This is a genomic window from Candidatus Nitrosopumilus sp. (assembly GCF_965262695.1).
Lineage (GTDB): Archaea > Thermoproteota > Nitrososphaeria > Nitrososphaerales > Nitrosopumilaceae > Nitrosopumilus.
Window position 1 is genome coordinate 1,221,891 of the sequence record NZ_OZ253550.1, and the last position, 19,543, is coordinate 1,241,433.

The following is a 19,543-nucleotide window of genomic DNA, read 5'->3' on the forward strand; positions in this document are numbered from 1 at the left end:
GTTTCTCAATTTATGTATGATGCAAAGTTTGTATATGGAAATTCAGCCTAGATCGCTGTGACTGAAGAAAAAGAGAAGAAGAAAGTTGTTGCATTGTTATCTGGAGGTCTAGACAGCCAACTTGCAGTCAGAATGATGCAAGAACAAGGATTCGATGTATCTGCAGTTGCAATAAAGACTCCATTTTGTGATTTTGATTGTGGAAGAGGTTGTGGATTTGAGATTAGAGAAAGAGCAGACGATCTTAATGTAAATTTGAAGACAGTGTATCTTGGAGATGAATATATCAAGATGTTAAAGAATCCAAAACACGGTATTGGTGCAGGATTTAATCCATGTATTGATTGCAGAGCAATGATGTTTGATGCTGCAAAAAAACACATGGAGGAGATTGGTGCAGAATTTATTGTATCAGGAGAAGTATTAGGTCAACGTCCTATGAGTCAACATGGACCTGCATTAAGAACTATTGAAAAAGAATCAGATCTTGTTGGAAAAATTGTAAGACCATTATCTGCTGCATTACTACCTGAAACAATTCCAGAAAAAGAGGGACTAATCAAAAGAGAAAATCTTGGAATGATAAGAGGTAGAACAAGAAGAAATCAACTAGACATGGCAAAAGAATATGGAATTGAAAATCCTCCTAATGCTGGTGGAGGATGTCTGTTAACAGAACCACAATTTGGAATTAAAGCTAAAGATCTTTTCAAACACACTGAGAATCCAACAATTAATGACATTGATTTGTTAAAAATTGGAAGACATTTCAGATTAGATGAAGAAACAAAATTTGTTGTTGGTAGAAACAAAGATGAAAATGAAATGATCAAAGCAATTGCATTACCAAATGATATTTTACTTGAAGCAAAAGATCATGTTGGACCAACATCAATTCTAAGAGGAAAGAATGTAAAAGATCATACAAAATTTGCAGCATCAGTAACTCTAAGATATTCAGATGCGCCAAAAAATCAACAAGAAATTGTTTTAGTAAAAAACGGAGACGTCAGTGAAGAAATTAGCACTAAAAGCATAGAAGAAGAAGAGTACATTAAATTCAGAATTTAGGCGTGAATTTTTTAAAAAATTAGTTAAAACTAAGGAAGAGTTTTTGAGGGAGTAGATCGCATTTTCAAATAGAATGCAAAAACAAGAAAATACGACATTTCTAAAGGCTATCACCATTAGAGATATCAGTGATGTACATTCGATTCAAGAGGATATCAAAAAAGATATGATTTTGATTCTCAGAGTAACACCACTAGCTCAAAAAGATGTCGAGCAGCTTCGAAAAGTTGTTGAAGAATTGTATTCTATTGCAAAAAGTGCTGGTGCAGATATTGCAAGATTAGGTGAAGAAAGAATTATTGTTGCTCCATCTAACATTAAGATCTGGAAACCAGAATACGATCTAAAATAATTTTATTGCTTCTTGAATTTGGGGATAATGAGCAGGAACTCTATGCATTCTCCTAATGTTCATAGCAAGATTTTCTGATTTCTTTCTTTCACCGTGATTAACTAGTACTCTTCGTAGTTTTGGTCTAAGTCTTTGTACAAAGGACATTAGTTGATTATAATCACTATGTCCACTAAATCCATCTAGTTTTTCTACACCACAGTTGATCGTTACAACTTCAACTTTACCTTCCTTTCCTAACATTGTTGCTTGTTTTGATCCATCAAGAACTCTTCTTCCCAAAGTTCCATTTACTTGATAAGATACAAAGAGAACTTTGCTCTTTTTATCAGGTGCAATATTTTTGAAATATTCTAAAACAGGTCCACCTTCTAACATTCCAGATGTTGCTAAAATTATACAAGGAGAATCTTCTCTCATAGGTTCTTCTCTAGCATCTGCATGCTCAATATTTGTGAAATATTCAGAATCAAACGGATTATCATCAGTTTCTAGAATTTTTTGTTTGAGTTCACGTGCAAGATATTCAGGATATGATTCATGTATTGCTGATGCTTCTGAAATCATTCCTTCAGTAAATACAGGAGCCTCAATCATTTCACCGGATTTCATATAATGATCAATTACCATCATGATTTCTTGTGCACGACCAACTGCTGGGATTGGAATTAGAACTTTACCACCATCTGCAAGAGTATTGTTTACTGCATTAATGAAAGCAGATTCAACTTCTTGTCTACTAGGTTGAATGTCTTCTTTAAGACCATACGTACTTTCTATAAGCAATGTCTCTACTCTTGGGAAATTCCAACTAGCAGCTTCAAACAAAATACTTTTTCCAAATTTAATATCACCAGAATAAACAAAGTTATGATCACCATTTCCAATATGGAAGTGACATAATGCAGAGCCTAGGATGTGACCTGCATTTGCAAGAACTAGTTTAATGTCAGGAGAAATATCAGTTACAGTTCCGTATGGTAGCGTGATTGTTTGTCTCATGATTTGTTTTACATCACGTTCAGAATAGATAGGGGTTCTTCCTTGAGCTGCTGCAACTTTGATTGCATCTAATTGAATCAGATTCATCATAGGTAGTGTTGGTTCTGTACAATAGATTGGTCCTTTGTATCCATATTTGCATAATGTAGGCAAGAATCCAGTATGATCCAAGTGCGCATGACCAATAACTACAGCATCAAGATCATCTAATGTAATATTCAAAGAATCTAATCTAGGAAATGCATCCATTGGAGAACGTGCTCCAGGATTTATTCCACAATCAATGAGTATCTTACTTTCAGGAGTAGATAGTAATAATGAAGAACGGCCAACTTGACCGAATCCACCAAGAGTATAAAGTGAAACTTCTGTTCTTTGAGTTAGTCTGGGTCTGAAAATTTCATCGCCAACTTGTTTTAGTTGCTTACTTCTTTCAGTAGAAGCTTGTTTGAGAGTTGCATTAATTGTTTGGATAGTACGAGATGGAACAGTTGTGGCCTTTCTTACACGTATTTTCCAGCCTGTTTTTTCAGTTACTTCAGCGTGATTGAATTCTTTTGCATTTCTTTGTAACAACCAAGGGCGTTTTGCTTCAATTGAAACTTCACCTGTTGCAGTATCAAAGAGAGTATTCTGTAATTTAGCATCATCTGGAACTAAACTTGCAATAATTTTTCTAACATCATCTTCAGGTTTTCTAATTGATTCATCAGTTCTAACAACAATTCGTTTCTTGATTACACTTACAAGATTTGAAATTGTTTGATTATTTTCCATCAGATAGCGAGGAGCATTTGTATAAAGTGCAATTCGTGGCCCTTCGTATTCAATTTTAGTAACATTTGCCTCTTTGGGTATACTTTGCAGTATGGTGGCCATTATATTCTGGCTGCTAGGAGGTAATTCTTTTTGTTGTTGTTTTCGTTGCATTAAATCACTAAAGTTCAATGACTGCTTTCTTTTGTTCTTCAGTCAAAAGACGGAATCCATCTTTATCCATTATTGCGATGTTAATTCCATCGCCAGTACCAATGTTTCTAACTATTGCGGCCTTTACAGCTCTCAAAGCAATTTTTTTTGCTTCTTCAACTGTAAGATCTGTTTTATATTCTTCTTCAAGTAAACCATATGCTACTGGTGAACCACTACCAGTTGTAACGTATGATTTCTTTTCAACAGAACCAAACATGTCAATATTAAACAATGCAGGTCCTTCTGCATCATATCCACCAACCAAAATATCAGCCATAAATGGATAGCCTCTGTTTTGATGGAAGATCAATGAACAAAGTCTTGCAAGTGAATGAATTGAGATTGGTCCATGTTTTTCAACTCTATGAAGATTAGAATGATAACGTAAAATATCAACAATGTTTTGTGCGTCTGCAACACCACCTGCAAGGGTAAGTCCTGCATGATCATCTATTTTTTGAATTTTCATGGTGTTGTTGTTTGCAATGAAATATCCAGCACTTGCTCTCATGTCTGCACATAAAACTACACCATCCTTTGCCTGGATACCTACAGTGGTCGTCCCGTGCAGAATTTTTTCTTCGACATTATTTGACAAAAAATACACCTATTAAGATAAAGTAAATGGCATTTCACCCTTTTAAATAACTTTTTGATCTCTGGAAATCATAAATAATGACAAAAAATCAAGATCGCATGAAATCACATACAATGGAGTTACCTAGGCTCATTGAAATCGGTGAAAAAAATATTGGGGATTTTGGAAAATTTCTGAATTCATTGAATAAACCAAAAAAAGTATCTTTGATTTCTGGAACAAATGTTCAAAAAGTTTTAAGAAAAAAAATCGAAAAATCATTAAAGTTAAAAAAAATCAAATTTGTTTGGCATACATCAATAGATAATCAATTAAGATCTCTAAATCAAATTCAAAAAAATGTTAAAAAAGATAATTCAGATTTGATTGCAGGAATAGGTGGAGGTCGTTCTGTAGACACTGCAAAATTAATTTCATATAATTTAGGAAAACCATTTGTTAGTTTACCAACAGCAGCATCACATGATGGAATGGCCAGTCCATTTGTTTCTGTAAAAAGTGATAAACCTCATTCAATAGTGGCAACTGCACCAATGGGTGTTTTTGTGGATATTGATGTGATAAAAAAGGCTCCAGCAAAATTACTAGCTAGTGGTTGTGGAGATCTTATTGCAAATATTATAGCAGTAAAAGATTGGCAATTAGGTCATAAAAAGAAGAACGAATACTATGGAAGATATGCAGCAGATTTAGCCATGATGAGTGCAGAAATAGTCATGGAGAATTCTTCTGAATTTGCAAGAAAGGGATTAGATGCCAGAGTAATAGTAGAGGGACTAATCAGTGCAGGAGTTGCATCATGTATTGCAGGAAGTAGTAGACCATGTTCAGGAGCTGAGCATCTCTTTTCACATGCGTTAGATAAAATTGCTCCAGGAATTGGACTTCATGGAGAAAAATGTGGTATTGGTTCTATAATGATTGCAAAACTACAAGGACAAAATTGGAAAAAAATCATTAAAACACTAAAAGATGTAGGAGCACCTACAGCTGCAAAACAAATTGGTTTAACAGACGATCAAATAATCAATGCTTTAGTTATTGCACAAGACTTGAGACCAGAAAGATATACAATTCTAAAAGAGATAGAGATGACAGAAAGAAAAGCAAAAAGTCTTGCAAAGAGTACTAAAGTGATTTAATTTAAGCAGCCTTTTGTTCAGGTGCTTTTTCTTTTGTTTCAGGTTTCTTTTCTTGGGTTTGTTTGTTGACATGAGTTTCAACAAAGTTTACTTTTTCTAAAGTAGGAACAAATTTGAAAATATCTAATTGAATAAAGTGCTTCATAATTTGTAAGCCATCAGCACGAAGAATTTCTTCAGGGATGGTAATGCTTACTTCTTTATCTTTCAAGTCAAATGAAATTTTAGAGTCTTCTACTGGAAGTCTGTTTTTTAGAATTCCGTCAACTTTGTTATTTGGTGAATCAAGCGATTTGAGAATGTTTACATCAAAAAGAATTGTTTTTCCTGCATACCTGTGATTATAATCAATTTGAACTCTTCCTGAGCCAATGAAACGAATTATTCCACGTTTGTTATCGACTTCAATTGTATCACCAACTGAAACTTTCTCTGCATCTTCACCTAGTTTTCTAATTGGAATCATTCTGACTTTGCCAGTATCTCTTTCACCAAACCCTTTGTCAGGTGTAACTTCAACTGTAAGTTTGTCACCTACAGCTGTTTTTGCAAGAGCCTCATCAAGTCCTTTAAGAACTGGATATGAAACTTCACCAATTGAAACTAGTTTTGGTTGATACTTGACATTTTGTTCATGAATAGAATATTTTTTTGCATCCTCTTCAAGAGTTGTATCAAATACCTCTTCACTATCTTTGACTTTAGCTGTATAATCAACTAGGATTAGTGAACCTTTATCGAAAGTCAATGTGATCGGTCTCGAATTTCCTTATATTAAGTTAACAGGGTTTTAGAGAGACTTTAGTTTTTCTTCAGCAGTTTTTAGTCCTGCTTGAGCATCTACTTCATATCCCATCATTGCTAATGTTGATGAAATTGCAGAAATGGTTCTCATTACATGATATGGACTAACTTCACCCATACATCCAACTCTGAACACTTTACCTTTAAGATTGCCAAATCCTCCTGCAACAAGAACTTTGAATTTGTTTGCAAGTGTATTTCTAAATGTCTTATCTTCAAGACCATCAAGATAGTTTAATGCAACAATAGAGATAGAACGATCCTCTTCTTTTGCAAATGGAGACAATCCCATAGCACTAAGTCCAGAGTATAATGCATCTGAACACACTTTGTGTCTATTGAATACATTTTGTAATCCTTCTTCAAGTAAGATTGCTAGCGCTTCTCTGTATGCATAAAGTAAAGGTAATGCAGGTGTGAAAGGAGTGTGTTTTTCCTCATCATAATATTTGAAGTATCTTGCTAAATTGAAATACATTGTAGATGGTGGATTTTCTTGCATGTATTTTTTAGCTTTAGGACTAACTGAGATTGGAGAAATTCCTGGAGGTGCTGCAATTGCTTTTTGTGCTCCAGTCATACATACATCAATATTCCATTTATCGACTGGAAGTGGTGCACCGCCTAAGAGAGATACAGAGTCTACTACATAGAATGCATCGTTTCTAGAGGTTAAATCAGATATTCTATCAAGATAATTTACCATTGTTCCTGTTGAAGTTTCGTTGTGAACAACATAGAATGCTTTAACATCTTTGTTATTGTCAAATGCTTCTTTGACTTGATCAAAAGTTGCATTTTGTCCTGGAGGAGTTTCAAGTTTAACAACATTTGCTCCTTGACCTTCAATTAATTGAGATAATCTGTTACTAAATTCACCGTTAACTGGAATGATTACTTTGTCACCTTTCTTGACTAAATTGACAACTCCTGCTTCAACTGCACCAGTTCCAGATGCAGACAATGCTACAATATCGTTTTTAGTTTCAAAGACTTGTTGGGTTTTGTCAACAACATCTGTGTATAATTCAACAAAATCATCACTTCTATGATTGATGATTGGTGCCAACATTGCTCTCATAACACGATTAGGTACGTTTGTTGGTCCTGGAAGCATTGAAAGATATTCCATGTGTTATCTACCAGTCAGTACTATACGGGGTTTATTTATAATTAGAGATTTGTTAGACGATCTTTGGCATTATTGGTTATCAAAAAATTTTCGGTACCTTTGGGAACCAGGACATTCCAATTCTGATCGCTAATAATCAGATCTCTAACATTTGTTCCAGATAATTCGTTTCTTTTCAAAAAAGGAATTGAGATAACTTGAACATCACGTTTTGAATATAAATGGTTAGTCAATTCATCATTTGAAAAGACAATATCAAAATCTGGAACTATGGTATCTATTTTCTCAATCCATTTTACATGATTATCTAAGTCAGGAATAAAATAGATTGAAATTTTTTCTTTCATTGAATCATCTATTGAAGATAGAATCATTTCTTTACGCTCTTCAGCTGAAAAAGGATTATTTTTTTCAGGAGATTTGTTAGAGCTTCCTAAACCTAGCCACAATTTATTAACTTTCGATAAAGCAAATCGTAATGCCTCAAGATGACCTAAATGAAAGGGTTGGAATCTTCCTATTAACAGACCATTCATACAAAATGATAGATAATTTCTTTTTAAAAAACTATCATAAAGAGTCCTGAGAAGAAAAAATTATGAATTTTCTTAAAATTAATGGAGCATTTGGTGAAGGAGGAGGACAGATAATTCGTTCGGCAATTATTCTTTCATGCATTACAAAACAACCAATACATATTGAAAATATCAGAAAGAATAGAAAGATTCCAGGATTAAAACCACAACATCTAACTGCAATTAAAATTTTGAAAAAAATTTCAGATTGTAAAGTTATTGGAGATAAAATTGGATCTACAGAATTAAAATTTACCCCAGGAGAAATAAAAAATGCAAAATTATTTGAAGATGTAGGAACTGCAGGAAGCATTTCATTAATTTTACAAGTTTTAATTCCAATAGTAGCTATTTCACAAAATAAACTTGAACTTTCTATTAAAGGAGGTACAGATGTGCAGTGGAGTCCTACAATGGATTACACAGAACATGTCTTAAAAGAAGTATATTCAAGAATGGGAATTAATTTTTCATTTGAGTTAAAAAAAAGAGGGTATTATCCAAAAGGAAGTGGAGAAGTTTGTTTAGAAATTAATCCATCAAATGTAAAAGCTATTTCATTATCAAAAAGAAAAACAAATCAAGTAAAAATTGCATGTACATTTTCAAAAATACCAATTGAAAAAATTGAAAATGAAATTAAGAAAATGAAAGAAAAATTAACCAACAAAGATTTCGTTGTTGAAGTAGAAATTAAAGAGCAAGAAGCAGTAGACTCAGGTGCATCTTTACTAGTTTACAGTATTGATGAGGATTCAATTATAGGAATTGATGCGTTATTTGATAAAAAAATACAGAGATTCAACATAGATCTTGATGAATTTTTAGAAAATCAATTAGGAGCAGATGGGAATCTGGCAGATATGCTTGTAGTTCCAGCAAGTCTTGCTAAAGGTAAAACTACGTTTCAAGTAAAACACATCACAAAACACTTGGAAACTAACTTGTTTGTGACATCAAAAATTACAGGCTGCAAGTATGGTGTAGGAAAATTACCAAACGGATTTGAAGTAATTATTGAAGGAATATCACACACCAGCATCAAGTAATGCTGCAAAAAACAATATTGCTACAGATAAAACCACAGTTATTTCTCCAAGAATAATGATTTTCTTTCTTAATGTTTGAATTTGATGTTCGGGCATTTGATTTGACATTATTTTATCTTCAACATCTTTTCTAATTACTCTAACATGTACAATGTATGTAATAATTAATGCAATTACAAGAAGTATTTTGATTATAAGAAAAGTTCCATAACTTGTTGCAACAAGAAGATCAGGTTTACTTAGTAACACATGTGAACTATACAATCCTGTTGCCATTAAAATAATTAATGAAGGGACAGCTACTTTGTTAAATCGTCGTCCCACACGAATCATTATTTGCATTCTTTCTTCAATAGAATTTGTCATAGTTTTGAGAAGTGGCGAAAAAACTATTCCAATGAATAATGAACCACCTACCCATATTGCAGCTGCAACAAGATGAATCCAAGTTAGAATTGCTTGTTCTAATGCTGCCATGATTAATCATATTTTGAATGAAATATTATGTATTTGGATCTTGACAACCTTTTTTAGTTGTACGTAATTTGATACATTGAAATGGCACTTCAGAGCAAAATGACAGTTTATGTTGCAATAGCAGGAGTTTTTGCCTTAATGGGATTCATTGTTTTCTATGCTAGTTTAGATAATGCTCAGTTAGAACAAGCAGAAATTGAATTGTTCAGTGTTGAATTGATAGATGTAGATAATGTGAATAACCAAGCAAAGTTTGACGTTACATTTCTTGTAAAAAATCCAAGTGACAAAGCATTTACAGTTGGAGTTATTGATTATCAACTTTTGACTGACGGAATTGAATTAGGTTCAGGTCAATATTCTGCAATGGATGTTGCATTACCAGGAAGAGCAGTATTTTCTTCAGGTGATCAAATACCTCTGAAGAGCATATTTGTTCTAACAAAATCTGAAATAAATCCAGAAGTTTACGAAGATATGATAAATGAAAGAATCAATAGTTTTTCTGTTGAAGGAATGCTTACTACTCAAACTTCATGGAGTACTATTGACAAAGAATTCAGTACTGGTTTTTAATTAAAAAGTGGGCCGAGAGAGATTCGAACTCACGATCACCGCCGTGTCGAGGCGGTATCCTAACCAGCTAGACTACCGGCCCATTGAAATACAAAACTAAATGGTGGCATTATTAACGTTTAACAAAAGAAAGGATGAATAAAAAGAAGAAAGGCGTGAATTAGTTGGAAGATAATTTTACTGAAGAAGAGAAAAAAGGATTCTACAAGGCAATTTATTCAAGAAGGGATGTAAGGTCTCATTTTACACCAAAACCCATAGAAGATGAAATACTCTCAAAAATTCTTCACGCAGCACATCATGCACCATCTGTAGGATTCTCGCAGCCATGGAATTTTATTCTGATAAAAGATGTTGAAACAAAAAAGAAGATCAAAGCATCATTTGAAGAAGAAAAAAATCGTTCATCACAATTAGTAGAAGAACCGAAGAGATCAAAGTATCTTTCATTCAAATTAGAAGGAATTTTAGAGTCTCCGGTAAATTTGTGCGTAACATATGATCCATCAAAATTTGGCCCATTTGTGATAGGCAGATCCAGCATACCAGAAGCAGGATTGTATAGTGTATGTTGCGCAATTCAAAATTTATGGTTATCAGCCAGAACAGAAGGAATTGGTCTTGGATGGGTAAGTATTCTATCAAATAAAACACTAAAAGAAAATTTAGAATTACCAGAACATGTTGTTCCTGTAGCGTATTTGTGTTTAGGGTATGTAGATGACTTTGCAGAAAAACCAGATCTTGAAACTGCTGGTTGGTTACCAAGACTTGATCTAAAGGACGTAGTATACTTTGAAAAATGGAATGATCAACAAAACAAAAGTTGGAATAGTATTCAAAAAATGATCAAAGAAAATCTTGACTACGCTTAAATAATTAAGAATGTTTTTTTTGCTGGGCTTGTGGCGCAGAGTCAATTTGACGCGAAACATGGATAGCGTGGTAGCCTCCTAAGTTACAGGTCGAGGGATCGAAGCCCTCCAAGCCCGTTTTGTTTTTTGCTCTAGAAATTTAAATAGAAAAAAGATTGGCTTTAGTTATGAAAGTTGTAGTGATTTCTGGTAGTCCAAGAAAAAATGCAAATACACAGATCATAATGAAATATGTTTACGAATACACAAAATCAAAGAATCAAGATGTTAAACTCATCAATTTATCTGATGGACAAATTGAATGCTATAGAGGTCCTGAGGAAGAATATAATCAAGCAACAAAAGATGCTGCTCGAGATATTATGGAGGCAGATGTATGGCTAATTGGTTCTCCAATTTACAATTCATTTTTTAGTTCTGCGCTCAAAAACTTGTTTGAGTATGTCAATTACAAGGAGACTGCAGGGAAGGTTGCAGGAATGGCAATTTTGGCTGCGGGAAATATAGGGTTCATTGACGTTCAAACATTAATCACTCAGTTATTATCATATTTCAGAGTAATCACAAATCCAAAAGCTGTTTTTCTAACTACAGAATCAATAAATGAAAATAATATTTCAGAGAATGGACAAGCTCGACTAAAAGAAATGGTTGATGAAACTTTGAAAATGGCAGAGAAACTAGAAGATTAACCAATGTAATTTTTAAAATACACAAATTCTAACATAAAAAAATTTCAAATGTTTTTTGAATTGTATAGATTTTAAAATATTGAAAATTTATTTGAGAAAATTCTAAAAATTATCAAATTCAACATGATCATACTTCTTAAAAATTAATTTTGGGTTTATGATATCTCTAAATTTTCCAAATATTACATTGAAAAACTGTAAAAGTCAAATACTAACAATAGTTATGAAATATACAATTGGGTAACAAAAAAGATCCTACAGAATTGTGTTCATGTAAATGTCATTATGGGGGAGCAGAAAGTTGTCCAGGTTGTAAAAGCAATCATGGAATTGTTTGTTCCCATTGCAAAGAGTAGGGTTATTTCTTTTTTGATGCTAACATTTTCAAATTAGCTAATTCAGTTTTTAATGATTCAATCTGCACAAGGGTTTGAAGATTAGAAATTTCTTGATTTAGTCTTTCTATTTCACTATCTTTTAGTTTTACAGTTTCTTTCAAATTGTTTAATTCAGAAGATAATTCAGATTGAACTTGTTTAATTTCTGAAAGGCTTACTTGTGTTCCAGTTGTGGTAGTTTGAATTGTTTGTGTGTTACTCAAGCTTTTTTTTTCACTGTGATGAGCATGCTGATGCATGTAATCAGTACTTTTTTGTGAAATCCAGCAAGTAAATACAAGGAACCAAGTAATTGGGACTGCCATGATGAATACGAAATTTAGTATTGGTGCAAAGTCTACAAAATATGGCCAAAGTCCAGTTAAAACTGCTGCAAAAACACCAGTGGAGATTGTAGCCAGATGGTTTCCCAAGTATCCCATAAATGATTTGAAAAATTCATTGTTTATAATAGTAATGGTAAAATTCAAAGAATAATAATAATTAAAAAGAAAAAAGAGCCGAATTTATTCGTCTTCTTCAGAAGCAACAGTTGCTTTAGGCATATCAGATTGTAGGATTTGGATTTTTTGTAATAATTCAGTTCTTAGATCCCTTGCAACTCTTCTGACAGTTGGTCTTGGAACACCAAGCTCATCAACCACTTTGGTATAGATGTCTTGTTTGTCAGTTACCCCTTTGTCAAGATAAGAATTAATTGCTTCTTTAATGATCGTACTCTGGTTTGTGCGATTCAACGAATTCTAAATTCTAACTGTTCTATATAAGACTATAACTTTTGAAGTTACAAAATTTTAATTTATAAGAAATTCATATTTTCGCTATAGAAAAATTCTAAGTCTCCAAAAATTTTATGTGTCAACGAAAAACGTACTGAGAGTTATAGATTTTTCAAAATAGATATGCAATCTATAAGAATTATCAAATGTATTTTCACAAAAGACTCTTATGATAATAGTATAGAGTATTTCTAATGACTACAGCAAATATTGAAACAAATTTTGGAAAGATTTCATTTAAACTTCTACCTGATTTGGCTCCTGAAACAGTTAGAAACTTTGAAAAACTAGCTAAAGATGGATTTTATGACGGGACTCTTTTCCACAGAGTAATTCCAGGGTTTATGATTCAAGGTGGGGATCCCAATACCAAAACAGATAACAAAAGTTCATGGGGAATGGGCGGTCCAGGATATAATGTAAAAGCAGAATTTAGTTCTAGATCTCACTTACGAGGAATAGTTTCAATGGCTAGAGCACAAGACCCAGATAGTGCAGGCTCACAATTCTTCATAGTTACAACTGACAGCACATTTCTTGATAGACAATATACGGTATTTGGGGAGGTTACTGAAGGCATGGACGTAGCAGATAAAATTGTAAATCTTGAAAGAGATGGCAATGATTGTCCTTTAGGAAAGGTACAGATGACTCGTGTAACTGTGGAATAAATGAATTCAAAAATTTTTGTAATTTTATTATTAATTTCTCTTGTATCGGTTATCCCTACAGCTTATGCACAAGTTACATTTGGAGACAAAGCCAACCAAAAATTAGTTGAAGTTAGAATAGATTCAAAGGGAAATGTTGACGTGATGCATATTATTGATGGTACAAATATGCCCAAACAAGTTGATTTGATCCCTGGAACAGTTTCAAATATTTTAGTTACAGATGAACAAAGTAATGAAAAAGAATTTTCAGTGATAGGAGACAATACTGCAATATTGATAATGCCATCTAGCGAAGACTCTGTTTTACAATATAAGCTTGATAATGTTATTTTAGAAAGAGACAGTATATGGTCATGGGATTTTTTATATCTTGAATCAACAACTTTTATTTTGCCTGAAGAAGTTGATCTATTTTTTGTGAATGGACGACCAGTGTTTCTAGACGATAATAGAGGAATTGCATGTCATGGATGCCAAATGCTTTTGGAATATCCAATTAATGAATCAAGAAATTTTGAAGAGGTAAAATGGGAAGAAAAAGAATTCATGGTTGAAATACGAAATCAAAAAGGTGTTGATAAATTTATTTTTGATCAACCATCAAAGAGCATTACATTTGAGATTATTGGAGAAAATAGATTTGTTACAACTATAATTCCTTTAGAATTACTGTGGGAACCATATACAGTGTTTCTTGATGATGAAGAAATTCCATCTCGTCAACACATCAATAATGGAACACATGTGTGGCTTATCATCAACCCAGAAACATCAGGACAAGTTAGTATTATTGGAACAACTGTAGTGCCTGAATTTTCAATAATGGCACCACTTATCGTAGGTTTTTTTGTAATTCTTGCTTTACCTTTTATGAAGAAGTTTAATCTCCGCTAGAGCCACACGAACAAAATCCATATTCATCAATTCTAACATCACAGACAGGGCATTTTTCACCATAATCTACTTCCCAAGGTTCTTTACCAAATAATCTGAAATGATCATCAATCTCAATTGGAATTTCTCGTTTCTTTTCCAATAATTTGTATAGGTGCTGCAACTATACATACATTATCGGTGAAAAATAATGAAAGTTAAATGTGGATGTCATTGCATTAAATGCAAGAGCACCAATTTAGAATCCAATAGAATTGGAGAGATAGAAAAAGATGGATATTTTGATATGCATCACACATGCAATGATTGCAACACACATTTTGATCATTTAGATGGAGAAATTTTTTCTAATTGTAAAAAATGTAATTTTCCTAGTTAACAACTAGGGATTCTTCAACAAAGTAATGAGTTCTATTCTCACTAGAGTTTTTCGAAATTTCTCTGTTTGATGCCATTTTTGCTAATGCTTTTGATACATCTAAAGGACTTGCTGCCCAACCATATTCACGTAATTGTTCAACAGTTTCTGTAACTGTTTTTGGTGAATCAAAGAAACGGCTAGTTTCCAAAATACGTAATTTTGATTTTATTTCATTTGGAGCAATGTATGTGGGTTGATTAAATTCTGGTTCAAACAATTCTGCATCCTCAAGTGATTCCAATCCAGACTGGGTAGGAGATTCAGCAGATATTGCAACAGGTTCAGTTTCATAAACAACTTTTGCATGATTTTCAGGTAAATGATTTGACATACTTTCAATAATTTCCCCTAATGTTTGATTATCAACATAGAAATCTCTAGAATCAACCTCAATTTCATTCTCGCCTAACTTGAGTTTTATTCTAGCCATCAACAAACAATCATGTAATTTTGATTTATTTTGTTAGCTCTAAGGAGCTTTAAGAGTAGATCAAATCTTTTACACAATTTATTGGAATTTTTTCCCCTTTGTGTTAAAATGTAATTTTCTCAAAATTAATCATGAATTCATCAAAGAAAGGCGGATTGGTTGTTCTCTTTATACTAGGAATGAGTATTTTTGGATATTCACAATACGCCTCAGCATCACAAATAGGAGTGAGCATAACTCAGAGTGAGTTATTGAGTGAGAATGAGAAAGGGGCAGAATATAACATAGAACTACAGTTTGAAAACCCATCATTACTAATGCTAACTTCAGGCACGACAGAGTTTTTTGTAATTGCAGATGAAAAAATGGTAGGTAAAGGTCAATTAGAGCCATTCACAATACAACCTCTGGATAGTAGTTACGTGAAAGGAACTTTTCATACAGATTCAGATAATGATAAAGCTCAATCAGTAAAAATTACAGGTGTAACAAAATATGATGCATTCTTTACATCAATTGAAATTCCATTTGTATATTATCCAACAGAAGAGCAAGCAAGAGAATTTATACATCAAAATTAATTTCTTCACAAATGCTTACTGTTTTTGGTTCAACAGCACTGGATACAATTAGAACTCCAAGAAAAACACTGAAGAATGTTTTAGGTGGTGCTGCAACCTTTGCTGCAATTTCTGCAAGCAATTTTGTTGATACTGGATTAATTGCAGTCGTAGGAAAAGATTTTCCAAAACAACATCACAAAACTCTATCAAAATATCTTGATTTGGAAGGATTATCCATTGAAAAGGGGAAAACATTTCGTTATGATGGAAAATATGATAATACATTAAGCACTAGATCAACGCTCAAGACGGAGCTAAATGTTCTAGCAGACTTTAAACCCACAGTTCCTGAAGCATATAGAAAATCTCAATTTGTTTATCTTGCAAATAATGATCCTGAACAAAACACCGCATTGATCAAAGAATTTGATAAAGTAAAATTTTCTATGTGTGATACAATTGATTTTTGGATTTCTACCAAAAGAGATGCTGTAATAAAGATGATAAAATCTGTAGACGCAGTTGTAATCAATGATGAAGAAGCTAAACTTCTCACAAAAGAATTCAATTTGATAAAATGTGCAAAAAAAATGATGCAATGGGGTGCAAAATATGTAATTATTAAAAAAGGCGAGCATGGCTCACTCATGTTTTATGATGATGTAATATTTCCAACAGCCGGTTTTTCATTGGAAGATGTGGTAGATCCAACAGGTGCAGGTGATTCTTTTGCAGGGGCCATGATAGGTTACCTAGCAAGCAAAAAATCAACCAGTCTTTCTGAGATTAAAAGAGCAGTTGTCTATGGTAATGTTTTAGGTTCATTTGCTGTTGAAAGATACGGATTAGATGGTTTGTTGAAGATCAAAAATGGAGACATTACAAAAAGAGTCAAGATATATGAAAAAATGATCAGATTCTAAAAAGACTTAAGTTCAATAATTTCTCAAATTAATTTGTCATTGTCACAAGAAGTAACTGAAGACAGATTAGATACTATTTTCCAACTTCAAAAAGGATTATCAGAAATGATGAAGCTTGATAGATATCCAAAAAATTCTGAAGGTAGAGTATCTGCATTATGTACTGCAATAATGCATGAAGCAGTTGAATTACAAAGGACTACCAACTGGAAATGGTGGAAAACACCAACAAAGTTCAATGAAGCTGAGGCAAGAGAAGAATTAATCGATATTTGGCATTTTGTAGTTCAGGCATCACTTGAATTAGATCTTACACCAGATGACATTGTAGCTGAATACAAAAAGAAAAACGAGATCAATAGAGAAAGACAAAGAAACGGCTATTAAGAAATTTTAATTTTTTTAAATATTTTTTCAATATTAGTTTCATCAATTAAATCAACTATTGTAATATTTTTTTGAAAGTACTCTACCATATCTTTAGAAACTGTAAGATAAGGTTCTGGACTGATGGAATTAATTATTCTATGATTTTCATCAATTCCATTTTTGTGTAATTTTAATAATGAATGACCAGATTTATGACCCCAAACTTCTTTTCCACAAAGAATCATTTCTTTTATGTTCCTGTTTTCATAAACATACTGTATCATATTATCAATTCCCTTATTTTCTGAGAATAGTCTACCAATGATTGCCACATTAGACAATATTCCAGAATCTTTCAAATCATCAAGTAATGGTATGCTTGCAAGTGTACATATTGCAACTTGTGAGTTAGGATTGCCAGGGTAAAATTCCTGTTTTATAGGCAGAACTACTTTGCATATTTCTCCAATTATGTTCCCAAGACTATTCATTTACTAAATCACGCACAGTTTTTGCGATATATTCAATGTTTTTGACAGATACATTTGGATGAACAGGTAAAGACAAGACATGTTTTGATGCCCAATCAGCATTTGGTAATTTTGATTTTGTTTTGTAAATAGGAATTTTATGAACTGGGATAGGATAATAGACTGCAGCTCCAATTCCTTTTGAATTTAATTTGTTTAAAATTGAATCTCTATTCTTTATTGTAATAGTGTATAATGACCAATTGAATTTTTCATTTTTTCTTTCAAAAGGAATTTTTATTTTTGTATCAGATAGTAAGTCTGATAATAATTTTGCATTTCGTTTTCTTGATTGAATAAATTTTGGTAATTTTTTAATTTGTATTTTTGCTATTGCAGCATTAATTTCAGGTAGTCTTAGATTTAATCCAAATATTTTAGAATCATATCCTTTAACCATTCCATGGTTTCGAATCATCTGTAATTTTTCATAGAGTTTTTTACTATTAGTAACTACAATACCGCCTTCACCAGAAGTTATTACTTTTCCTGGATAGAAACTATAACATCCAAGTTCAAAAAATGTTCCAGTTTGCTTTCCTTTAAAAGTTGAACCAAGAGATTGTGCTGCATCTTCTACTACTGAAAGATTATACTTTTTTGCAATTTCTTTAATTTTGTCAAGTGATGATATATGACCATACAAATGTACAGGCATTATTGCCTTAGTTTTTCTGGTAATTTTTTTTACAATTGATCCTGAATCAATTGTAAAATTTTCTTTTAAGATGTCTACAAAAACAGGTTTTGCACCAGTAGATGCAATAGCATTTGCACTAGCAACAAACGTAAATGAAGGTACAATAACCTCATCTCCCTTTTTGATATCAAGTGAGTACAGTGCTGCTTGTAATGCTGCAGTACCAGAATTTACTGAAACTGCATATTTTGCTTTAGTAAAAGTTCTGACAAGTTTTTCAAATTCCTGTACATTCTTTCCACCATCCTTTGAGGCCGAAGTGAGGCCACCTGATTTTACAACTGAGACTACTGCTGAAAGTTCTTCTTTGCCAAGAATAGGCATGTTAATTGGAATTTTCACAAATTTTGTCCTTAGTACTACTGTATAAAGACAATCACTACACATGAATTTTTATATTTCAAAATTTGGCAATCGGCATAATGAAGTCACGTCATCTAGAAAAAACAGACAAAGGGTACAAAGTTTTTCTGTATATTTTCTATGTTTGTGGATTCATCATGGCATCATCACTAATCTTTGGAGTATATGTTACAATGATTGAATGGATGGAAAATGGCACATACGTAATGGGTGAAGCCATACACAATACAACTATTCCATTTGAAAATTTTGCAAGAGTGTCAACATGGATATTTTTTTCTACAATAATTGGATGGTATTGTGTATCTAGAATAGGTTGGAGAAGAACTGCAGGAGATAAAATTGTTGGAACACGTATGGCATTATTACAGTTAATGTTGTTAGGATTTTCAATTATCACTTTGTTTGAAGTAATGTACAACTTTTCAGTATTAACAGCTCAAATTTCTGCAGGAATTATTGACGGAATACTTCCAGATATTGATAAATTATCAATTGCGTACCCAGATCCGGATCGGCCTTGGAATACAATTTTTGCAATCAAAATGTTTCTAGCAGCATTTATCATCAGTACTCATGCATTCTATCTAAGTACAAAACCTAGAAAACCATTAGATGAATCAGAAGTCTAAATTTTATAAAAATTTTCTCTTAAGACTTTTTTTCTAGTGTGTTTGTATAATACTATGGGGCTATTTGGTGGAAATAAAAATGAGTTAAAATGTAAAAAATGTGGAACAGTGCTTTCAGATTCAGAGAGATTAAAAAAACATCAAGAAATAGCGCATAACAAGAAAAAAGAAAAATGCAGAGTGTGTGGAACAGAATTTAACACTCAAGAAGATTTAAGAAAACACAAGAAAAATTGTAAATAGATTAATTTTCAGAAAGTCCAGATTCATACTTTGGAGGTCGTTTAAGGGCTTTTTCTATGGATTCTAAATTTTTTATTTCATTTTTTGAATTCATAGTAAGAGTTTTGACCATTTCTATACCTAATTGTACGGATTGTTCTGGTAATGTCTCTAAAAATTTTTCAAGACCTTTTTTGTAATTTTCAATTAATTCCAATCCTTCTTCAAGAGTCATAATAGTAATTGGCGTATCTTCTATTCAAAGGTTCTAATTTTTCAAAAATTCTTTGAATAACTTTATACGTTTACCACTCGAAAGTTGATTTGA

Annotated in this window: 27 protein-coding genes and 2 tRNA genes; 15 read left to right on the forward strand and 14 right to left on the reverse strand. The window is 32.6% G+C overall.

The features are described 5' to 3' along the window. Positions 1-57: 57 nt before the first annotated feature. Positions 58-1,071, forward strand: coding sequence for a tRNA (5-methylaminomethyl-2-thiouridylate)-methyltransferase (locus ACQY2P_RS07425; protein WP_428326022.1), 1,014 nt, complete (start codon positions 58-60; stop codon positions 1,069-1,071). Between the two features lie 73 nt (positions 1,072-1,144). Next, complete coding sequence (gene sepF / locus ACQY2P_RS07430; protein ID WP_141977190.1) at positions 1,145-1,423, forward strand: cell division protein SepF; 279 nt, start codon at positions 1,145-1,147, stop codon at positions 1,421-1,423. On the opposite strand, the gene ACQY2P_RS07435 is transcribed toward sepF, so the two are convergent. After that, positions 1,415-3,355 carry a beta-CASP ribonuclease aCPSF1 gene (locus ACQY2P_RS07435; protein WP_428326023.1) on the reverse strand — a complete coding sequence of 647 codons (1,941 nt, stop codon included), beginning with the start codon at positions 3,353-3,355 and terminating at the stop codon, positions 1,415-1,417. The two genes, sepF and ACQY2P_RS07435, sit on opposite strands and share 9 nt — an antisense overlap. A 7-nt stretch (positions 3,356-3,362) precedes the next feature. Beyond that, complete coding sequence (psmB, locus tag ACQY2P_RS07440) at positions 3,363-3,995, reverse strand: archaeal proteasome endopeptidase complex subunit beta (protein ID WP_428326024.1); 633 nt, start codon at positions 3,993-3,995, stop codon at positions 3,363-3,365. A 77-nt stretch (positions 3,996-4,072) separates the two neighbouring features. On the opposite strand from psmB, the gene ACQY2P_RS07445 reads away from it, so the two are divergent. After that, on the forward strand, positions 4,073-5,137 hold the full coding sequence (locus ACQY2P_RS07445; RefSeq protein WP_428326025.1) for a sn-glycerol-1-phosphate dehydrogenase: 1,065 nt from the start codon (positions 4,073-4,075) through the stop codon (positions 5,135-5,137). Position 5,138: 1 nt separating this feature from the next. Here ACQY2P_RS07445 and ACQY2P_RS07450 read toward each other — a convergent pair whose 3' ends face one another. From ACQY2P_RS07450 to ACQY2P_RS07460, 3 genes are read right to left on the reverse strand one after another with little or no spacing between them, the layout of a single operon-like run. Next, positions 5,139-5,885, reverse strand: coding sequence for an FKBP-type peptidyl-prolyl cis-trans isomerase (locus ACQY2P_RS07450; RefSeq protein ID WP_428326026.1), 747 nt, complete (start codon positions 5,883-5,885; stop codon positions 5,139-5,141). 42 nt (positions 5,886-5,927) lie between these two features. Beyond that, positions 5,928-7,073 (reverse strand): pyridoxal-phosphate-dependent aminotransferase family protein, encoded by a 1,146-nt coding sequence (locus ACQY2P_RS07455; RefSeq protein ID WP_428326027.1) that lies wholly within the window; start codon positions 7,071-7,073, stop codon positions 5,928-5,930. Positions 7,074-7,114: 41 nt separating this feature from the next. Next, positions 7,115-7,609 carry a nicotinamide-nucleotide adenylyltransferase gene (locus ACQY2P_RS07460; RefSeq protein WP_428326028.1) on the reverse strand — a complete coding sequence of 165 codons (495 nt, stop codon included), beginning with the start codon at positions 7,607-7,609 and terminating at the stop codon, positions 7,115-7,117. Positions 7,610-7,671: 62 nt separating this feature from the next. On the opposite strand from ACQY2P_RS07460, the gene rtcA reads away from it, so the two are divergent. Next, a complete protein-coding gene (gene rtcA / locus ACQY2P_RS07465; RefSeq protein WP_428326029.1) occupies positions 7,672-8,697 on the forward strand; it encodes an RNA 3'-terminal phosphate cyclase in 1,026 nt (341 codons plus the stop codon). On the opposite strand, the gene ACQY2P_RS07470 is transcribed toward rtcA, so the two are convergent. Then, on the reverse strand, positions 8,677-9,174 hold the full coding sequence (locus ACQY2P_RS07470) for a CopD family protein (protein WP_428325182.1): 498 nt from the start codon (positions 9,172-9,174) through the stop codon (positions 8,677-8,679). The two genes, rtcA and ACQY2P_RS07470, sit on opposite strands and share 21 nt — an antisense overlap. Before the next feature lie 99 nt (positions 9,175-9,273). On the opposite strand from ACQY2P_RS07470, the gene ACQY2P_RS07475 reads away from it, so the two are divergent. Continuing rightward, positions 9,274-9,750, forward strand: coding sequence for a hypothetical protein (locus ACQY2P_RS07475; protein WP_428327282.1), 477 nt, complete (start codon positions 9,274-9,276; stop codon positions 9,748-9,750). An 8-nt stretch (positions 9,751-9,758) separates the two neighbouring features. Here the strand turns inward: ACQY2P_RS07475 and ACQY2P_RS07480 are convergent. Beyond that, a tRNA-Val gene (locus ACQY2P_RS07480) sits at positions 9,759-9,832 on the reverse strand. A gap of 82 nt (positions 9,833-9,914) precedes the next feature. Between ACQY2P_RS07480 and bluB the strand changes: the two genes are divergently transcribed. The 3 genes from bluB to ACQY2P_RS07495 all read left to right on the forward strand — a co-directional run bounded on the left by bluB (position 9,915) and on the right by ACQY2P_RS07495 (position 11,317). After that, complete coding sequence (gene bluB / locus ACQY2P_RS07485; protein WP_428326030.1) at positions 9,915-10,625, forward strand: 5,6-dimethylbenzimidazole synthase; 711 nt, start codon at positions 9,915-9,917, stop codon at positions 10,623-10,625. 24 nt (positions 10,626-10,649) lie between these two features. Continuing rightward, positions 10,650-10,742: transfer RNA gene (locus tag ACQY2P_RS07490), tRNA-Arg, on the forward strand. Positions 10,743-10,792: 50 nt separating this feature from the next. Further along, a complete protein-coding gene (locus ACQY2P_RS07495; RefSeq protein WP_428326031.1) occupies positions 10,793-11,317 on the forward strand; it encodes an NADPH-dependent FMN reductase in 525 nt (174 codons plus the stop codon). A gap of 358 nt (positions 11,318-11,675) precedes the next feature. On the opposite strand, the gene ACQY2P_RS07500 is transcribed toward ACQY2P_RS07495, so the two are convergent. Continuing rightward, positions 11,676-12,137, reverse strand: coding sequence for a hypothetical protein (locus ACQY2P_RS07500; protein WP_428326032.1), 462 nt, complete (start codon positions 12,135-12,137; stop codon positions 11,676-11,678). An 84-nt stretch (positions 12,138-12,221) separates the two neighbouring features. Then, positions 12,222-12,452 carry a hypothetical protein gene (locus ACQY2P_RS07505; protein ID WP_048088380.1) on the reverse strand — a complete coding sequence of 77 codons (231 nt, stop codon included), beginning with the start codon at positions 12,450-12,452 and terminating at the stop codon, positions 12,222-12,224. Between the two features lie 236 nt (positions 12,453-12,688). On the opposite strand from ACQY2P_RS07505, the gene ACQY2P_RS07510 reads away from it, so the two are divergent. Both ACQY2P_RS07510 and ACQY2P_RS07515 read left to right on the forward strand, forming a co-directional pair. Next, positions 12,689-13,165: a peptidylprolyl isomerase gene (locus tag ACQY2P_RS07510; protein ID WP_428326033.1), complete on the forward strand. Its 477-nt coding sequence runs from the start codon at positions 12,689-12,691 to the stop codon at positions 13,163-13,165. Continuing rightward, positions 13,166-14,062: a hypothetical protein gene (locus ACQY2P_RS07515; RefSeq protein ID WP_428326034.1), complete on the forward strand. Its 897-nt coding sequence runs from the start codon at positions 13,166-13,168 to the stop codon at positions 14,060-14,062. Here the strand turns inward: ACQY2P_RS07515 and ACQY2P_RS07520 are convergent. Both ACQY2P_RS07520 and ACQY2P_RS07525 read right to left on the reverse strand, forming a co-directional pair. Further along, positions 14,049-14,204 (reverse strand): hypothetical protein, encoded by a 156-nt coding sequence (locus ACQY2P_RS07520; RefSeq protein ID WP_185736579.1) that lies wholly within the window; start codon positions 14,202-14,204, stop codon positions 14,049-14,051. The genes ACQY2P_RS07515 and ACQY2P_RS07520 overlap by 14 nt on opposite strands. Positions 14,205-14,433: 229 nt before the next feature. Continuing rightward, entirely contained in the window at positions 14,434-14,913 is a 480-nt protein-coding gene (locus ACQY2P_RS07525) for a hypothetical protein (protein ID WP_428326035.1), read from the reverse strand. A gap of 131 nt (positions 14,914-15,044) precedes the next feature. On the opposite strand from ACQY2P_RS07525, the gene ACQY2P_RS07530 reads away from it, so the two are divergent. From ACQY2P_RS07530 to ACQY2P_RS07540, 3 genes are read left to right on the forward strand one after another with little or no spacing between them, the layout of a single operon-like run. Next, a complete protein-coding gene (locus tag ACQY2P_RS07530; RefSeq protein ID WP_428326036.1) occupies positions 15,045-15,494 on the forward strand; it encodes a hypothetical protein in 450 nt (149 codons plus the stop codon). 11 nt (positions 15,495-15,505) lie between these two features. Further along, positions 15,506-16,399: a PfkB family carbohydrate kinase gene (locus ACQY2P_RS07535; RefSeq protein WP_428326037.1), complete on the forward strand. Its 894-nt coding sequence runs from the start codon at positions 15,506-15,508 to the stop codon at positions 16,397-16,399. Between the two features lie 39 nt (positions 16,400-16,438). Then, complete coding sequence (locus tag ACQY2P_RS07540; protein ID WP_428326038.1) at positions 16,439-16,786, forward strand: dUTPase; 348 nt, start codon at positions 16,439-16,441, stop codon at positions 16,784-16,786. On the opposite strand, the gene ACQY2P_RS07545 is transcribed toward ACQY2P_RS07540, so the two are convergent. Together ACQY2P_RS07545 and ACQY2P_RS07550 are read right to left on the reverse strand one after the other, a co-directional pair. Then, a complete protein-coding gene (locus ACQY2P_RS07545) occupies positions 16,783-17,259 on the reverse strand; it encodes a tetrahydromethanopterin S-methyltransferase subunit A (protein WP_428326039.1) in 477 nt (158 codons plus the stop codon). The genes ACQY2P_RS07540 and ACQY2P_RS07545 overlap by 4 nt on opposite strands. Beyond that, entirely contained in the window at positions 17,252-18,385 is a 1,134-nt protein-coding gene (locus ACQY2P_RS07550) for a DegT/DnrJ/EryC1/StrS family aminotransferase (protein ID WP_428326040.1), read from the reverse strand. Before ACQY2P_RS07550 ends, ACQY2P_RS07545 begins: the two co-directional genes overlap by 8 nt. 35 nt (positions 18,386-18,420) lie before the next feature. Here ACQY2P_RS07550 and ACQY2P_RS07555 point away from each other — a divergent pair, with 35 nt between their 5' ends. Continuing rightward, on the forward strand, positions 18,421-18,993 hold the full coding sequence (locus tag ACQY2P_RS07555; RefSeq protein ID WP_428326041.1) for a hypothetical protein: 573 nt from the start codon (positions 18,421-18,423) through the stop codon (positions 18,991-18,993). Between the two features lie 54 nt (positions 18,994-19,047). Next, entirely contained in the window at positions 19,048-19,236 is a 189-nt protein-coding gene (locus tag ACQY2P_RS07560; RefSeq protein WP_141977148.1) for a C2H2-type zinc finger protein, read from the forward strand. Between the two features lies 1 nt (position 19,237). Here the strand turns inward: ACQY2P_RS07560 and ACQY2P_RS07565 are convergent, their stop codons facing one another. Further along, positions 19,238-19,450, reverse strand: a complete 213-nt coding sequence (locus ACQY2P_RS07565) for a hypothetical protein (RefSeq protein WP_428326042.1) — start codon at positions 19,448-19,450, stop codon at positions 19,238-19,240. Positions 19,451-19,543 lie beyond the last annotated feature (93 nt).

Coding starts and splice junctions, on each gene's coding strand:
- sepF (WP_141977190.1), top strand. CDS start 1,145: ATGCAAAAACAAGAAAATACGACATTTCTAAAGGCTATCACCATTAGA.
- ACQY2P_RS07435 (WP_428326023.1), bottom strand. CDS start 3,355: ATGCAACGAAAACAACAACAAAAAGAATTACCTCCTAGCAGCCAGAAT.
- ACQY2P_RS07445 (WP_428326025.1), top strand. CDS start 4,073: ATGACAAAAAATCAAGATCGCATGAAATCACATACAATGGAGTTACCT.
- ACQY2P_RS07455 (WP_428326027.1), bottom strand. CDS start 7,073: ATGGAATATCTTTCAATGCTTCCAGGACCAACAAACGTACCTAATCGT.
- ACQY2P_RS07460 (WP_428326028.1), bottom strand. CDS start 7,609: ATGAATGGTCTGTTAATAGGAAGATTCCAACCCTTTCATTTAGGTCAT.
- rtcA (WP_428326029.1), top strand. CDS start 7,672: ATGAATTTTCTTAAAATTAATGGAGCATTTGGTGAAGGAGGAGGACAG.
- ACQY2P_RS07470 (WP_428325182.1), bottom strand. CDS start 9,174: ATGGCAGCATTAGAACAAGCAATTCTAACTTGGATTCATCTTGTTGCA.
- ACQY2P_RS07475 (WP_428327282.1), top strand. CDS start 9,274: ATGACAGTTTATGTTGCAATAGCAGGAGTTTTTGCCTTAATGGGATTC.
- ACQY2P_RS07495 (WP_428326031.1), top strand. CDS start 10,793: ATGAAAGTTGTAGTGATTTCTGGTAGTCCAAGAAAAAATGCAAATACA.
- ACQY2P_RS07500 (WP_428326032.1), bottom strand. CDS start 12,137: ATGGGATACTTGGGAAACCATCTGGCTACAATCTCCACTGGTGTTTTT.
- ACQY2P_RS07510 (WP_428326033.1), top strand. CDS start 12,689: ATGACTACAGCAAATATTGAAACAAATTTTGGAAAGATTTCATTTAAA.
- ACQY2P_RS07515 (WP_428326034.1), top strand. CDS start 13,166: ATGAATTCAAAAATTTTTGTAATTTTATTATTAATTTCTCTTGTATCG.
- ACQY2P_RS07525 (WP_428326035.1), bottom strand. CDS start 14,913: ATGGCTAGAATAAAACTCAAGTTAGGCGAGAATGAAATTGAGGTTGAT.
- ACQY2P_RS07530 (WP_428326036.1), top strand. CDS start 15,045: ATGAATTCATCAAAGAAAGGCGGATTGGTTGTTCTCTTTATACTAGGA.
- ACQY2P_RS07535 (WP_428326037.1), top strand. CDS start 15,506: ATGCTTACTGTTTTTGGTTCAACAGCACTGGATACAATTAGAACTCCA.
- ACQY2P_RS07545 (WP_428326039.1), bottom strand. CDS start 17,259: ATGAATAGTCTTGGGAACATAATTGGAGAAATATGCAAAGTAGTTCTG.
- ACQY2P_RS07550 (WP_428326040.1), bottom strand. CDS start 18,385: ATGTGTAGTGATTGTCTTTATACAGTAGTACTAAGGACAAAATTTGTG.
- ACQY2P_RS07555 (WP_428326041.1), top strand. CDS start 18,421: ATGAAGTCACGTCATCTAGAAAAAACAGACAAAGGGTACAAAGTTTTT.
- ACQY2P_RS07560 (WP_141977148.1), top strand. CDS start 19,048: ATGGGGCTATTTGGTGGAAATAAAAATGAGTTAAAATGTAAAAAATGT.
- ACQY2P_RS07565 (WP_428326042.1), bottom strand. CDS start 19,450: ATGACTCTTGAAGAAGGATTGGAATTAATTGAAAATTACAAAAAAGGT.